Source organism: Nocardioides sp. B129/18, assembly GCF_055282735.1.
In genome coordinates this window covers 1-14,261 of the sequence record NZ_JBUZJI010000032.1, presented here as the reverse complement: position 1 = coordinate 14,261, position 14,261 = coordinate 1, and the positions used below count along the sequence as shown (strand labels likewise).

17 protein-coding genes are annotated in these 14,261 nt (G+C 74.0%); 1 reads left to right on the top strand and 16 read right to left on the bottom strand.

Annotation, left to right across the window (positions count from 1 at the left end; translation table 11 throughout):
- Nucleotides 1–90 precede the first annotated feature (90 nt).
- From ACZDWJ_RS17625 to ACZDWJ_RS17550, 16 genes are all read right to left on the bottom strand, one after another.
- Nucleotides 91–723, bottom strand: a complete 633-nt coding sequence (locus tag ACZDWJ_RS17625; RefSeq protein WP_463523110.1) for a hypothetical protein — start codon at nucleotides 721–723, stop codon at nucleotides 91–93.
- A gap of 120 nt (nucleotides 724–843) precedes the next feature.
- Nucleotides 844–1,314 (bottom strand): hypothetical protein, encoded by a 471-nt coding sequence (locus ACZDWJ_RS17620; RefSeq protein ID WP_463523108.1) that lies wholly within the window; start codon nucleotides 1,312–1,314, stop codon nucleotides 844–846.
- A 41-nt stretch (nucleotides 1,315–1,355) separates the two neighbouring features.
- The gene (locus ACZDWJ_RS17615) at nucleotides 1,356–2,324 is read right to left on the bottom strand and encodes a DMT family transporter (protein WP_463523106.1); all 969 of its coding nucleotides are present in this window, start codon (nucleotides 2,322–2,324) and stop codon (nucleotides 1,356–1,358) included.
- Nucleotides 2,325–2,765: 441 nt separating this feature from the next.
- The gene (locus ACZDWJ_RS17610; protein WP_463523104.1) at nucleotides 2,766–4,118 is read right to left on the bottom strand and encodes a sensor histidine kinase; all 1,353 of its coding nucleotides are present in this window, start codon (nucleotides 4,116–4,118) and stop codon (nucleotides 2,766–2,768) included.
- Nucleotides 4,115–4,777 (bottom strand): response regulator transcription factor, encoded by a 663-nt coding sequence (locus ACZDWJ_RS17605; protein ID WP_463523102.1) that lies wholly within the window; start codon nucleotides 4,775–4,777, stop codon nucleotides 4,115–4,117. Before ACZDWJ_RS17605 ends, ACZDWJ_RS17610 begins: the two co-directional genes overlap by 4 nt.
- Nucleotides 4,778–4,825: 48 nt before the next feature.
- Nucleotides 4,826–5,320: a DUF2231 domain-containing protein gene (locus ACZDWJ_RS17600; protein WP_463523100.1), complete on the bottom strand. Its 495-nt coding sequence runs from the start codon at nucleotides 5,318–5,320 to the stop codon at nucleotides 4,826–4,828.
- A 232-nt stretch (nucleotides 5,321–5,552) separates the two neighbouring features.
- Nucleotides 5,553–5,993: a carboxymuconolactone decarboxylase family protein gene (locus ACZDWJ_RS17595; protein WP_463523098.1), complete on the bottom strand. Its 441-nt coding sequence runs from the start codon at nucleotides 5,991–5,993 to the stop codon at nucleotides 5,553–5,555.
- A complete protein-coding gene (locus ACZDWJ_RS17590; RefSeq protein WP_463523096.1) occupies nucleotides 5,990–6,862 on the bottom strand; it encodes an NAD(P)-dependent oxidoreductase in 873 nt (290 codons plus the stop codon). The genes ACZDWJ_RS17595 and ACZDWJ_RS17590 overlap by 4 nt, the downstream gene beginning before the upstream one ends.
- Entirely contained in the window at nucleotides 6,859–7,608 is a 750-nt protein-coding gene (locus ACZDWJ_RS17585) for an SDR family oxidoreductase (RefSeq protein WP_463523094.1), read from the bottom strand. The genes ACZDWJ_RS17590 and ACZDWJ_RS17585 overlap by 4 nt, the downstream gene beginning before the upstream one ends.
- 29 nt (nucleotides 7,609–7,637) lie before the next feature.
- A complete protein-coding gene (locus ACZDWJ_RS17580) occupies nucleotides 7,638–9,098 on the bottom strand; it encodes an aldehyde dehydrogenase family protein (RefSeq protein ID WP_463523092.1) in 1,461 nt (486 codons plus the stop codon).
- On the bottom strand, nucleotides 9,095–9,751 hold the full coding sequence (locus ACZDWJ_RS17575; protein WP_463523090.1) for a hypothetical protein: 657 nt from the start codon (nucleotides 9,749–9,751) through the stop codon (nucleotides 9,095–9,097). Before ACZDWJ_RS17575 ends, ACZDWJ_RS17580 begins: the two co-directional genes overlap by 4 nt.
- A 1-nt stretch (nucleotide 9,752) precedes the next feature.
- Complete coding sequence (locus tag ACZDWJ_RS17570; protein WP_463523088.1) at nucleotides 9,753–9,956, bottom strand: ferredoxin; 204 nt, start codon at nucleotides 9,954–9,956, stop codon at nucleotides 9,753–9,755.
- A 9-nt stretch (nucleotides 9,957–9,965) separates the two neighbouring features.
- Entirely contained in the window at nucleotides 9,966–11,336 is a 1,371-nt protein-coding gene (locus ACZDWJ_RS17565; protein WP_463523086.1) for a cytochrome P450, read from the bottom strand.
- Complete coding sequence (locus ACZDWJ_RS17560) at nucleotides 11,333–12,115, bottom strand: SDR family oxidoreductase (RefSeq protein WP_463523084.1); 783 nt, start codon at nucleotides 12,113–12,115, stop codon at nucleotides 11,333–11,335. Before ACZDWJ_RS17560 ends, ACZDWJ_RS17565 begins: the two co-directional genes overlap by 4 nt.
- Nucleotides 12,115–13,344, bottom strand: coding sequence for a cytochrome P450 (locus ACZDWJ_RS17555; RefSeq protein WP_463523082.1), 1,230 nt, complete (start codon nucleotides 13,342–13,344; stop codon nucleotides 12,115–12,117). Before ACZDWJ_RS17555 ends, ACZDWJ_RS17560 begins: the two co-directional genes overlap by 1 nt.
- Complete coding sequence (locus ACZDWJ_RS17550; RefSeq protein WP_463523080.1) at nucleotides 13,341–13,955, bottom strand: TetR/AcrR family transcriptional regulator; 615 nt, start codon at nucleotides 13,953–13,955, stop codon at nucleotides 13,341–13,343. Before ACZDWJ_RS17550 ends, ACZDWJ_RS17555 begins: the two co-directional genes overlap by 4 nt.
- Before the next feature lie 91 nt (nucleotides 13,956–14,046).
- On the opposite strand from ACZDWJ_RS17550, the gene ACZDWJ_RS17545 reads away from it, so the two are divergent.
- The coding region (locus tag ACZDWJ_RS17545; RefSeq protein WP_463523078.1) for a hypothetical protein at nucleotides 14,047–14,261 on the top strand (215 nt) is incomplete at its 3' end.

The following is a 14,261-nucleotide window of genomic DNA, read 5'->3' as shown; positions in this document are numbered from 1 at the left end:
AACCCAGTATCGCCCACCGCAGACATGAGGCCGGCTCCGTCAGGGGCCGGCCTCATGTGCGTTCTCAGGTCGGCCGGGACGACCGTGGGATCAGAGGTCCGTGCTGGCCGAGCCCACCGTCGCGCTCAGGAAGGGCACCGACGCCGTGGCGGAGATCGTCACGACCTGGGCCGGGAGCGCGGTCTCGCCGACGCCGGGCTTGTTCCAGTAGCCGGTGACGGTGAGGCTCAGCGGGAAGGCGGCCGCCTCGCCCCCCAGGTCGGAGAGCACCGTCTTGAGCCGGGTCGACGTGGTGGCTGCGGCTCGGGTGAACGTGATCGTCGTGGACTTCGTGCTGCTCCCCGCGGTGTCGGCCACCGGCGCGGCCGGGACGGCCACCCAGCCCTGTGCGGTCAGGTCCTCGACGCCGCTCCAGGTCGTGGCGCTTCCGTTCGATCGGGTGCCGGTGATCTCCCGGATCGAGATGCCGTCGGACTTCGGCGTGGTGAGCGTCGCCACCACCTTCGACAGCGCGGACGTCGCGGTGATGACCACGTCGATCTGGGCCTGCGTCGAGTTGCTCGTGGCGCCGGTCTGACCGCGGTAGCCGTCGGCGTTCCAGGAGACGGTCATCGTCGGCGCCGTGCCGCTGACGGCGAACGACGGCGCCGCGCTCAGCACCGTGACGGCCGGCGCGGACCAGGCCGCGGAGACGAGGACGCGACGACGGGACAGCTCGCTCATGAGGTGCCTTCTGGTGGGGAGGGAGGGGCGCCTCAGGCTAGTGCCGCCGGTCGCGCGTGTCCTCGCTCTCCGCCGTCGACCTCTCCCCCTCTAGACCGGGGACGCGGATGCGGGCTGCTGTCACTTCAGATAGAAGTCGTAGGACGAGACGAACTCGACGGTGGAGAGGGTGGTGCCGTCGGGGAAGGCGACGGTGAGGAAGCCGTCGAGCGACTGCTGACCTGAGTCGACCGCGACGACCACGGTGATGAGCCCGTCCGCACCTGTTCGTGCCGGCGTCAACTTGGAGATGACTTCGCTGCTGTCGGGGGTCGGGCCGTAAGCGCCGTCGGCGAGCCCCTGACGGTAGAGGCTCTTGGTGTACGTCACCGACTGCACGTCGTAGGCGGCCGGGGGGTCGACCCGGATCGTGCAGTACCGGATCTCATCGTCATTGCCGCCCACCTCGGAGCTGACGATCGTCGCGCTGACGGGCTTGGCCACGGCAGCGCTGGAGCTCGCGGCGAAGGACGGCGCCGCGCTCAGCACCGTGACCGCGGGCGCGGACCAGGCTGCGGACACGAGGACGCGACGACGGGACAGCTCGTTCATGAAGGCCCTTTGCTGGGGAGGAGGAGGGGGGTGGCCCGATGCTAGTGGGATCGACCGTGGACGTCCGTGGTGTCCGCGAGCGGGGGCTGCCCCTCTAGACCGGCGCTGCGAGCGTCGAGCCCGGCCACGGCCGCCAGGATGAGCGCGCAGCCGAGCAGGCCCGCGGCCGTCAGGGTCTCCTCCAGCAGGAGCGCCGCGAGGAGCGCCGCCGAGATCGGCTCCAGGAGGGTCGCGATCGTCGCGGCGGCGCCCGACGTGGTGCGCAGGCCGGCGTAGAGCAGGGCGTAGGCGACCGCGAGGGTGACGACGCCGAGGTAGAGCAGCAGCGCCACCGAGCCCGGGCGCGTGCTGCCCACCGGCCATCCCCCGGCGGCTGCGACGACGAAGGCCGGCAGCAGCACGACGGCGCCCACGCCCGTCGCCGCGGTCGTCAGCGCGATGGGATCGCAGCGGCGGGCGAGATCGACGCCCAGCAGGGTCGTGGCGGCGTAGACGGCGCCGGCCAGGATCGCCAGGACGAACCCGGCCACCAAACGATCGGCCGCACCCCCGCCGCCCGCGTCGCCGGCCGCCGTCGTCACCAGGACCAGGCCGGCGAGCGCGCCGGTCAGCACCACCAGCTCGCGCGGCGAGGCACGGGTGCCTGCTCGCAGGTGCTGGACGACGGCGGCGAGGAGCGGTGCCAGTCCGAGCGAGACGACGGTCGCGACGGCGACGCCCACCCACAGCACCGCGAGGAAGTAGAGGCCCTGGTAGGCGGCGGTGCCCGCTCCGACCAGCACGACGGTGACCGGTGCCTCGGCGAGGACGGCCCGCACGCGCGAGAGCCGGCCGGTGACCGCGGCCAGCAGCGCCAGCGACGCCGCCGCGAGGAGCATCCGCCACGCGCTGACCGTGAGCGCGCCCAGGCCGTCGCGCTCATGGAGCACGGTGACGACGAGCCCGCCGGTGCCCCACAGCACTCCGGCCAGGGCGACCTGCAGCAGCCCGAGGCGGGAGGAGGCGCTCATGGCCCGGACGCTAGCCGGGCACGCGGACCGCGCGCCGCCGGATCAGCATCCGTGGACGGAGCATGCAGGTCGGCGGCGGATCTCTCGACCCGCCGCCGACCTGGGGTACCCGGTCGTGATCGGCATCCAGACGAGACCCCCCTCATCGGGTCGATCCCGGGTACGAGGAGAAAGGTAGGAGGCCCAACATGATCTGAACCTGACCATCTGGATCGGGCTGGCCTCAGACCGGGACCAAGGTCCCGAGGGCCCGGGACGCCGTCCTCTCCACCGGCCGCCCGGGAGACCGGAGGATGGTGCTCGACGGGAGACCGTCACGGAGCGCAGCGGGGTCGGCTGGGGAGTCACGAGGCTGCGCTCCTCATCGGTCCGCCCCGCCCGATCGCGCAGGATCGGGCGGGGCGGCCAGCCTCCGCGGGACCGATCCACGCGCGCCCGCGGTCAGGTGCTGGGGAGCCGGATGGTCACGCGCGTCGACCAGCCCGCCGGCGCCGCGGTGAGCGCGACGTCGCCGCCCAGCGTGCGCGCGACGCGCCGCGCCAGCGCCAGGCCCAGGCCGGGGCCGCCGCTGGTCGAGCGACCGGGCTCGAAGGCCCGCTCCCCCAGCGTCCCGAAGCCGGGGCCGTCGTCGTCGACGTGGAACCACAGCGCGCGGCCGCCGTCGGCGGACTCCACCCGCACCCGCACGCGCGACGCGTGGCGCTGGGCGTTGTCGAGGAGTGGCTCGAGCGCGCGCAGCACGAAGCGACGCTCGGCCGCGACGCCGAGACGCTCGGCGCCGTCGGCCACCTCGACCTCCACGTCCGGACGCTCCGCCACCAGCGCCGCCCGGACCTCGGGCACCTCGCAGCGACCCGCGGACGGCAGCCGGACGAGGTCGAGCAGGTCGGTGATCGTGCGCGCCATCCGCCGGCAGCCGTCGAGGACCTCCTCGAGGTCGGCGCGGGCGTCGTCGTCGAGGTCGTCGCGCATGGCCACGAGCTCGGCGGCGCCCTGCACCACCGACAGCGGGGTGCGCAGCTCGTGCGCGAGCTCCGAGGTGAGCCGCTGCTCGGCGCGGATCGCGGCGGCCACCTTCTCCAGCAGGCCGTCGAGCGTGGCCGCGAGGGTGCTGAGCTCGTCGCGTGGCGGGCCGAGCCCGAAGCGGCGGGAGAGGTCGTGCTCGCTCCAGTCCTCGGCGGTGGCGGCCATCGCGGCCACCGGCGCCAGCGCGCGGCGGCTGACCCAGGCGGCCACCGCCGCGGCGGCGACGGTGAGCAGCAGGCCGAGCGCGAGCGAGGTGAGCAGGGCGTCGCGGTCGGCACGCTGGTAGGGCTCCAGCCGCTCGGCGACGACGACGGTGCCGCGGCGTCCGCCGGGAAGGGCGAAGGCGTCCGCGCGGACGCGCAGGGTGTCGTCGGCGTCGACGATGCGGGTGCGCCCCTCGGCCCCGAGCCCGGTGTAGAGGTCGACGAGCCGCGGCGGCGGGGTGCCGGCCTGCAGCCGGCCGTCGACGTAGACGACGACGCCGAGGTCGAGCACGGCGTCCGGCACGACGACGCGGTCGCGCGAGGACGATGCGGCGACCCCGGAGGCGACGAGCGAGGAGCGCTCGCGCAGCCCGCGGTCGGCCTCGTCGACCGTGGCGCGCGCGAGCACCACCTGGACGACGAAGGCCAGCACGGTCACCAGGACGAATCCGACCACCGCGACGACCGTGACCAGCGTGCGGCGCAGCGGGAGACCGCCTGCGACGACCTGCCGCGCAGGATCGCTGGCCGGATCGCTGGTCGGATCGCTCGTCGAGGCGCTCACGGCACCCGGTAGCCGACGCCGCGGACGGTCTCGATCTCCAGCGGCGAGCCGGTGGCCGCGACCTTGGTGCGGATCTTGCGCAGGAAGGAGTCGACGGTGTTGTCGCTGACCTGCGCGCCCGCGGGCCAGGCGGCGCCGACGACCGCGCGGCGGCGCACGACCTCGCCGGGGCGGGCGAGGATCGCGGCGAGCATCCGGAACTCCGTCGGCGTCAGCGTGACGCGTCCGGCGGGGCCCTCGACGGTGAAGGCCGCGGGGTCGAGCCGCAGGCCGCCGGTCTCGGGCGGGGACTCGGGCGCGCGCCGCACGAGGACGTCGAGCCGGGCGAGGACCTCGCGGATCTCGAAGGGCTTGACGACGTAGTCGTCGCCGCCGGCGTTGAAGCCGGCGAGGCGGTCCGAGACGCCGCCGAGCGCGGTGAGGAAGAGCACCGGCGCCCGCTGGCCGGCCGCCTGCAGCGCCTGCACGACGTCGCGACCATCGGCGTCGGGCAGGCCGATGTCCATGACGATCGCGTCCAGGCGCGCCGACGGGGCGAAGCGGCTCAAGGCCTCCTCGCCCCGGTGCGCGAGGACGACCTCGTGATCGGCGCGCTCCAGGCTGCGGGCCAGGATGCGCCGGATCGCGGGGTCGTCCTCGCAGACGCCGATGACCGCCATCAGGCGGCTCCGGCGACGTGCGGTGCCATCGCCAGGGTCATGCAGGCGTCACTCGTCGCCGTCGCCGCCCTGGTCGGCCTTGCCGGTGACCTGGTCGCCCCAGGCGGCCTTCGCGCCGGAGTCGCCGATGCGGTAGACCTGCACGACGTTGGCCAGGGCCACGAGCACGGCGAGGCCGGCGACGATCGTCGGCAAGGCGCCCGGGCCGACGGCCGGCTTGCCGGCGGCCTTGCGACGCTCCAGCACGACCATCGCGACGATGAGGATCAGGAGCGGGATGGCGAACCAGATGAGCTGGTCGCCGAGCTCGGCGTGCTCGCCGGGGTCGCCGACGTGCTTCTCCAGCGACTCGCCGCTGGAGGTGGCCACGGGGATGAGGATCGTCGCGATCGCGGCGACGGCCACGAGCAGCGGGCCGTAGGTGAGGCGCCACGCCGGGCGGATCGCCAGGGCGATCGTGCCGAGCACCGCGAGTGGGAGAAGCACGACGATCGCGTGGACCACGAGCGGGTGCCAGGGCAGGCCGTTGATGAGATCGAACATGACCTGAGCATGGCGCACCCCACCTGCAAAAGACCTGAACCCACCGGGTGTGGCGCGGCGCCCTCCCTCGGGGCGGGAGATCGCCGTGCCAGCCCTCGATCCCGCCGGGACGCACAGCAGCCCCCGCGGGTCTCGCCCGAGAAGGACGGCGCGGGGGCTGCTGGGTGATGTGGGTGCCTGAGGACACCATGCCCGACCTTCCGCACGCGCAAACCTCTCGTGCGCGAATGATCTAGACCGCCGGCTCCTCGGCCGCCTTCCCCGCCTCATCGGCGCCCTGCCGGGCCCGGCGTCGGGCGTCGCGCTCGACCCGACCGATCGTCTCCTCCACCAGAGCGTCGAGGCGCGCGCCGTCGGGCCAGCCGGCGTAGTGGCACAGCAGGATCACGACCTCGCGCAGGTCCGCGGCGTCGAGGTCGCCGGAGGCGAGCGCGGCCGGCACCTGGATCGTCAGGACGTCGTGGGCGCCGCGGCCGGCCAGCAGGCCGATGAGGAGAAGACGCCGGTCGCGGTCGCTGAGGCCCGGACGCGTCCACACGTCGGCGAAGAGGTGGTCGGCGGTGTAGGCGAAGAAGTCGCCCTCGCCGTCCCTCATCTCGAAGCCGTAGACCTCCTCCATCCGCTCCAGCCCGCGGCGCCGCGTCTCGGGCAGGTCGTCGAACCGTCCGCTCATGCCGCACCTCCCGCCGCAGCGGCCGGGAGGCCGAGCCCGACCCCCAGCCGCTCGCGGGCCAGCGCCGCGAGCGGCACCTCGACGTCGAGCTCGTCGGCCAGGGCGAGGGCGAAGGAGAGGTCCTTCTCCCCCAGCGCACGCACGTGGTCGAAGATCCCGAACCACACGTCGTCGGGCGCCAGCGCGGCGGTGGTCTCGCGGTGCATGATCGCGCCCGGCCCGCCCGTGACGGCGTCGGTGTGCCGCACCACGGCGCCGAGGTCGCGCAGGCTGAGCCCGGCCGCCTCGGCCAGGCGCTGCGCCTCGGTGGCCGCGGTGAAGGCGACGAAGTGCATGAGGTTGCGGGCCAGCTTGAAGCGGGTGCCGGCCCCGACCGGTCCGGCGTGCACCACCAGCGAGCCGAGGGCGTCGAGCACCGGCCGGGCCGTCACGACGTGCGCGGCGTCGCCGCCCACCATGACGGCGAGCGTCCCGTCGGCCGCTCCCATCGCACCGCCGGACACCGGAGCGTCGAGCACCGCGACGCCGTGCTCCGCGGCCGAGGCCGCGAGCTCGACGGGCGTGCCGGGCGCGACCGTGGAGTGGACGAGGACGACGAGGCCCGGGCGGGCCGCGGCCTGGAGTCCTTCGAGCACGGCGCGCACCTGGACGTCGTCGCGCACCATGACGCCGACGACGTCGCTGCGCCGGGCGAGGTCGGCGAGGTCGTCGGCCACCGACGCACCGGCCGCTCGCAGCGCCTCGACCGGCTCCGGGACGACGTCGAGCACCGTCAGCGCGAGCTCCTCGGCGCCGAGCAGCCGCTCGGCCATCGGACGTCCGATCGCGCCGAGGCCGACGAACCCGACGCGGAGCCTCGAGGCGCTCATGCGCGGAAGGTCTGGCCGCCGTCGACGGCCAGGATCTGGCCGGTGATCCACGCGGCGTCGTCGGAGAGGAGGAACAGGCAGGCGCCGACCATGTCGTCGGGCTGCCCCATGCGCTTGAGCGCCAGGCTGGTGCGGACGATGTCGTGCGCGGCGTCGCCGGCCTGGGTGCGAGTGGCCTCGGTGTCGACCGGGCCGGGGGCGATGGCGTTGACCCGGATGCGCAGGCCGCCCAGCTCGTGGGCCAGCTGCTGGGTCAGGCCGTTGACGCCGACCTTGGCCAGCCCGTAGAAGCCGGAGTAGAGGTAGGCCGCCGTCGAGCTCTGGTTGACGATCGCCCCGCCCCCGCGAGTCACCATCTGCGGGTAGCAGGCCCGGGTCATCACCAGCGCGCCGTCCATGTTCACGGCCATGAAGCGCCGGTAGTAGTCCCAGTCCACGCTGATGAGCAGGTCGAAGGCCATCTCGCCGTAGATCGCGGCGTTGTTGACCAGCAGGTCGATGCCGCCGAAGGCCTCGACGGCGGCCTCGGCCATCGCGGTGGCGGAGGCGGCGTCGCTGACGTCGGTGCGGTGGAACAGGGCCCGACCGCCCTCGGCGCGGATGGCCTCGGCGACCCGCTCGCCGCTCACGGCGTTGAGGTCCGCGACGACGACCGCCGCGCCCTCCGCCGCGAGGGCCCGGGCATAGGCCTCCCCGATCCCCTGCGCCGCGCCGGTGACGACGGCGACCTTGTCGTGGAACCTCATCTGCTCTTCTCTCGTCGGTGGGGATCGGCTCAGGCCGGGAAGGCGAGCGTCTTGGTCTCGAGGTACTCCTCGAAGCCGGCGACGCCCATCTCGCGGCCCAGGCCGGACTGCTTGTAGCCGCCGAAGGGGGCGTCGGGGCTGAACCAGACGCCGCCGTTGACGGCGAGGGTGCCGGTGCGGATCCGGTGCGCGACCGCCGTCGCCCGCTCCAACGAGGCGGAGTCGACCGAGCCGCTCAGGCCGAACGCGGAGTCGTTGGCGAGCCGGACGGCGTCGTCGTCGCCGTCGTGCGCGAGGACGACGAGCACCGGGCCGAAGACCTCCTCCTGCGCCAGGCGGGAGGAGTTGTCGAGATCGGCGACGACCGTCGGCTGCACCCAGTGGCCCGGACGGTCCAGCACGTGCCCGCCGGTGGCGAAGCGTCCGCCCTCCTCGGCGGCGCGGGCCAGGTGGGCGGCGACGCGGTCGCGCTGGACGCGCGAGATCACCGGTCCGCAGATCGCCGAGGGATCGGCGGGGTCGGCGACGCCGATCGACTCCATCGTCGCCGCGGCGACGGCGACCGCCTCCTCGTAGCGGTCACGGGGCACCAGCAGGCGCGTGGTGATCGCGCAGCCCTGGCCGGCGTGGATGCACGCCGCGAAGGCGGCGCCGCCCGCGACGGCGGCGACGTCGGCGTCGTCGAGGGCGATCGCGGCGGACTTGCCGCCGAGCTCGAGGAAGACCTTCTTCAGCGTCGGCGCGGCCGCCGCCATGATCGAGCGGCCCACCGCGGTGGAGCCGGTGAAGGACACCATGTCGACCCGCGGATCGGTGGTGAGACGGGCGGCCACCTCGTTCGACGACGGCGTCACGACGCTGAGCACGCCGGGCGGCAGGTCGGTGTGCTCGGCGGCCAGCCGGCCGAGCTCGCAGGCCAGCCAGGGCGTGTCCGGCGCGGGCTTGAGCACGACGGTGCAGCCGGACGCCAGCGCGGGCCCGATCTTGGCGAGGTTGATCTGGGTGGGCACGTTCCACGGCGTGATGGCCGCGACCACGCCCACCGGCTCGCGTCGCACGGTGCGGCGCGAGGGGATGCCCATCGGCGTTACGACGCCGAGGTCGGTCTCGAAGTCGTAGCCCTCCAGCAGGTCGGTGACCCACCGCAGGCCCTCGACGGGCACGTCGAACCCGGCCGCGCCCATCATGAAGCCGGGCATGCCGACCTCGGCGGTCGTCAGGGCCCGGAAGGCCTCGCCGTGCTCGAGCAGCGCCGCGTGCAGCTGGCGCAGGCACCGCACCCGCAGCGCGACGTCGGTGGACCACGGCGTGGTGTCGAAGGCCCGACGCGCGGCGGCGACGGCGGCGTCGACGTCGTCGGCCGTCGCGTCGGGCGCGCGGCCGATCTCCTCTCCCGTCGCCGGGCTCTCGATCGGGTACGTCGCTCCGCCGGAGGCCGCCCTGCGCTCGCCGTCGACGAGGAGCAGCGGCGACGGCGGGAGGGCGCTCACGCTCCGGCCTCGGGGGCCGGCGCCTGACGCAGGTGCTCCCCCTCCTCCACCGGCGGCGGCCACACCGTCGAGGGCAGATCGGCGTGGTGGTAGTGGCCGGGGACGCCGTGGCCGGCCACGGACATGCGCGTGAGCAGGGTGTCGGGCGCCTTGCCCGCGGAGATGAGCGCCATGAAGGTGTGGGCGGTCGAGGGCATGTCGAACCAGTCGCGCTGCCAGGCGATCTTGAGCAGACCGACGTCCGGGCCCTCGGTCTGGCGCTCGACGCCGAACCAGGAGCCGCCGATGCCGAGGACCTCGAACTCGCGTCCGTCGTCGTCGAGGATGCCGCTGCGCTGCTTCCAGAACCCCACGATCATGCCGGCGCGCTCGTCCATGACCGTGGCCTGGTAGTCGTAGTGCCAGCCGTCGAGGCCGTCCATCTCGATGCCGATCGCCCAGTCGCGGATCTGGTCGCGGCCCACCGCCATGAAGTGCTCGTCGTGGCTGTACATCCAGCCGTAGGTGGCGTCGGTCGCGTAGTGCTCGGCCATGACGCGCCAGTCGCCTGTGCGCTCGGCCTCGCGGTTGATCGCCAGCCAGGAGTCCCAGAACTCCTCGAGGTCCTCGCGGGAGATGCGGGGGGCGCCGGTGGCGCCGGTCGTCGCGGTCATGTCAGTCCTCCTCGATGCGCAGCGCCATCGCCGGGCAGTAGCGGACGGCGGCCTCCACCTGGGGCCGCACGGTGGCGTCGGGACGCTCGACGAGCACCACGACCTGGTCGGGGCCGGCGTCGAAGCCGAGCACCCCGGGGGCCTCCCCCTGGCACATCTGGTGGCCCTGGCACAGCCCGTCGTCGGCGACGATCCGGTAGCCCATCGAAGCCCCTCAGCGACCCGCGCGGCGGCGGTAGCGGACGCGACAGGGCTGGGCGAGCTGGATGACCATCTTCGAGACGTCGTCGCGGTAGTCCTGCGAGGGCTGGGCCATCTCGAACTCGAAGTCGCGCAGCAGCACCGAGAAGATCGCCTTCATCTGCATCATCGCGAAGGCGTTGCCGACGCAGCGGTGCCGGCCGGCGCCGAAGGGGATCCAGGTCCAGAGGTTGAGCCGGTCCTCCTGGCGCGGGTCGAGGTAGCGGCCGGGATCGAAGCGCTCCGGCTCGGGGAAGTGCTCGGGCATCCGGTTCGAGACCCGCGGCGACGCGCCGACCATCGTGCCCGCGGGGATCCGGTGGCCGGCCAGCTCGATCTCCTCCTGGGCCACCCGCAGCAGGATGATCAGGGGCGGGTGCAGCCGCAGGGCCTCCTTGAGCGCGGCCTCGAGCACCGGGATCTCGCGCAGCGCCTGGAAGGAGACCTCCGCGCCGTCGGCGTAGAGCCCGTCGAGCTCGGCGACGACCTCGGTCATGACGTCGGGGTGGCGCATGAGCTCGATGAGGGTCCAGGCCGCGGTGCCCGAGGACGTGTGATGTCCAGCGAACATCATCGAGATGAAGACGCCGGTGATGTGGTCGGCCGACATGTCGATCGAGATGAGGACGTCGAGCAGGTCGCGCTCCTCGCGCGGCACGCTGCCGCGCATCCGACGGGCGTCGACGATGCCCTGCACCAGGCCGACGAGCCGCTCGCGGGCGCGGTCGCGGATCTCGAAGGACTCCACGCCGGGCAGGTAGGGGTCGACGTAGGCGAGGGCGTCGGTGCCGCGCTCGAGCTCGTGGTAGGCCTGGGCGAAGCGGGCGTCGAGCTCCTCGCGGAACGGGCGCCCGATCAGGCAGGCCGAGGTCGTGTAGATGGTGAGCTCGGCGAAGAGGTCGAGCAGGTCGACCTCTCCCTCCTCGCCCCAGTCGGCCACCATCCGACGGATCTCGTGCTCGATCGTCGAGGCGTGCCCGCGCATCATGTCGCCGCGCAGGGCCTGGTTCCTCAGCATCTGCTGGCGCTCCTCCGGCGAGGCGTCGAAGACCACACCCCGCCCGAAGATCGGCGTCATGAACGGGTAGGCCTCGGCCTGGTCGAGCACGGAGTCGGGCGCGCGGAAGAACTGCTCGTGGGCCTCGGCGCCCGAGACCAGGACGACGTCGCGGTCGGCGAGGCGGAAGCGGCCGATGTCGCCGCACTCGGCGCGCACGCGCTCGAGCAGGCCGATCGGGTCGACCCGCAGCTCGGCGAGGTGACCGGTGCCGTCGTCGGGCACGGCGTAGGAGACCTCGGCGACGGCGTCGAGGCCCGGGGCCGACGAGGCGGGGGCGGTGGTCATGAGTCCTCCACGGGGGCTTCGGGGTTGACCTCGACGAGATTGAGGTGGACGCCGCGGGGCGCGGCGACGACCGTCGCGACGGCGTCGGCGAGGGCGGTGGGCTGCAGGAAGTGCTGGTGGCGGGCGAGGCCGAAGCGGAGCCAGCCGCCGATGACGGTCTCGGTGTCCTCGGCCGACCAGTCCATGCCCATCTCGCTCCAGGTCGGGCCGGGGCGCACCAGGCTCGCGCGGACGCCCGTGCCCTCGAGCTCCATCTGCAGCGCGTGCACGAGACCCTCCAGCCCCCACTTGCCGGCGGCGTAGGCGGTCATGAACGGGCGGGCCCGCACGGCGACGTCGGAGGAGATGAACACGACGTCGCCGCGCCGTCGCTCCCGCATCCCCGGCACGAAGGCCGCGATGACGCGCTGCGCCCCGACGACGTTGACGTCGAGCTCCTCGGTGAACACCGACGACGGCGCCGTGTCGATGCGCCCGGGCCGCAGCGACCCGGCGTTGGAGACGACCACCTCGACCTCGCCGAGGTCGGCGACGGCCTTCGCGGCGAAGTCGACGACGGAGGCGTCATCGGTGACGTCGAGGACGTGGGCGACGGCCTCGCCGCCGGCGTCGCGGATGCGGTCGACGAGCTCATGGAGCCGCTCGACGCGTCGCGCCCCGAGGGCGACGGGGTGGCCGAGGGCGGCCAGGCGCAGGGCGGTGGCGGCGCCGATGCCGCTGGAGGCTCCCGTGACGACGGCCGGGCGTCGCTCCGGACGCGCGTACTTCTCGCCGCCCATCAGCGCAGCCCCACCGTGACGGGCAGCGAGGCGAACCCGCGGACGCTGACGGAGTGGACCCGGCGAGCGGCGTCGGCGTCGACCTCGAACCAGCGCACCCGTCGGACGAGCTCCTCCAGGACGATCCGGGCCTCGAGGCGGGCGAGGTTGGCGCCGAGGCAGAAGTGGCGTCCGCCGCCGAAGGAGAGCGAGCGGGCGAGCTCGGTGCGCGGCCGGTGCAGGTCGAAGCGGGCCGGGTCGGTGAAGACGTCCTCGTCGCGGTTGGCCGAGCCGAGGGCGAGCACCAGCTTGGCGCCCGCCGGGGCGGTGACGTCCTCGACGGTGACCTCCCGCAGCAGGTGCCGGGCGACCATCTGGCTGGAGGTGTCGTGGCGCAGCGTCTCCTCGATCCAGGGGACGACGAGGCCGAGGTCGTCGGCGTCGGTCAGCACCTGCGCCTGCTGCTCGGGGTGGGCGGCGAGGTGGAACAGCGCGTTGCCCAGCAGCTTGGTGGTGGTCTCGTTGCCGGCGACGACCATGAGGAACAGGAACGCGGTGATCTCGGAGTCGCGCAGCCGATCGCCGTCGACCTCGGCGGCCAGCAGGGCGGAGGTGAGGTCGTCGGTGAGAGCCGCCCTGCGCTGCCGGAGCATCTCGGCGTAGTAGCCCATCAGCCATCCGGACGCCTCGATGGCCGCGGGCGGCACGTCGCGGACGCCGTGCTCGCGATGCACCACGAGATCGGCCTGCCGGCGCACCTCGGCCCGGTCCTCCTCCGGCACGCCCATCATCTCGGAGATGACGTCCATCGGCAGACGCCCGGCGACCTCGCCGATCCAGTCGTGCTGCTCGCCGTCGCGCAGGGCGGCGTCGAGGTACTGGTCGGCGAGCTGCTGCACCCGCGGTGCGAGCTCGCGCACGCGCCGCGGGGTGAAGGCGCGCGAGACCAGGGAGCGCAGCCGCTGCTGCTCCGCGCCGTCGAGGGCGAGGAAGGAGGTGACGAGGTGGGCGTGCGGGCTCCAGGCCGTGGGGTCGATCGAGACGCCCATCCGGTTGGAGAAGGTGGCGTCGTCGCGCACCGCGGCCGCGACGTCGCGGTGGCGCGAGAGCACCCAGAAGCCCTGCTCCTGCTGATGGAACAGCGGCGCCTCCGCGCGCAGCCGGGCGTAGGTGGGGTAGGGGTCGGCCTGGAAGGCGTAGTCGTAGGGATCGAGCGTGAGCGGCTCGGCGCTCGGCGGCGCGGCGGTCACGGGTGCCCCTTCAGCATCGCGGCGACGACGGCGTCGAGCCGCTCGCCCATCTCGACGTAGGTCATCAGGCCCATGCCCGCCTGGAGCAGCGCGCCGGAGAACGCGAGCACGAGCGCCTCGAGGACGGCGGGGTCGACGCCCTCGCCGAGCGCGGCCTCGAAGCGGCCGAGCATCTCCGCGCCGATGCGCAGCCGCAGCCGCTCGACGTCGGGGTCGGTGCCGAGGAGCGCCGAGGTGACGGCCGCCGCGAGCGCGGGCTCGGAGGCGAGCAGCCTAGCCATCCGCCGGGTCAGCGCCCGGACGCGCTCCACGCGCGTCGCGGCCGAGCGCTCGGGCACCGCAACCCCGGCGGCGTGCTCGGCGTCCAGCGCGAGAGCGTCCTCGGCGAGGAGGCGCCAGAAGAGCTCGGCGAAGAGATGGTTCTTCGAGGCCAGGTAGGTGTAGGCCGTGGCGGGCGAGACGCCGGCGCGGGCCGCGACCGAGCGCACCGTCAGCGCCTCGTGACCGACCGCGCGCACCTCGGCGGCGCCGGCCTCGAGGAGTCGCTCGACGGTCTCGGCCTGCCGGGCGTTGAGACCGCGGCGCACCGGATCGGACACTTGACTGGACATCTGTCCAACGTAGAACGTGTTCTCATCACGGCGCAAGTGCCGCGCCGGACCTCGGTCCCGACCGGGGACGCACCCACCCGCGGAGGCGCCCATGCGACCCGATCCCCGCCGAGCCGGCCGCGTCGTCGCCGTGCTGTGCCTGGGACTCTGCCTGGGCCCGGTCGCGGCCTGCGGATCGCGGATCGACCCCGACACCGCCGCTCGGGTCGCCTCCGGCGCGAACGCCGCAGGGACGAGCACGGGCCCGGTGGCGGGCGGCCCGGCCGCGCCCCAGGCCTCCCTGACCTGCGACGCCGGCGACGTAGG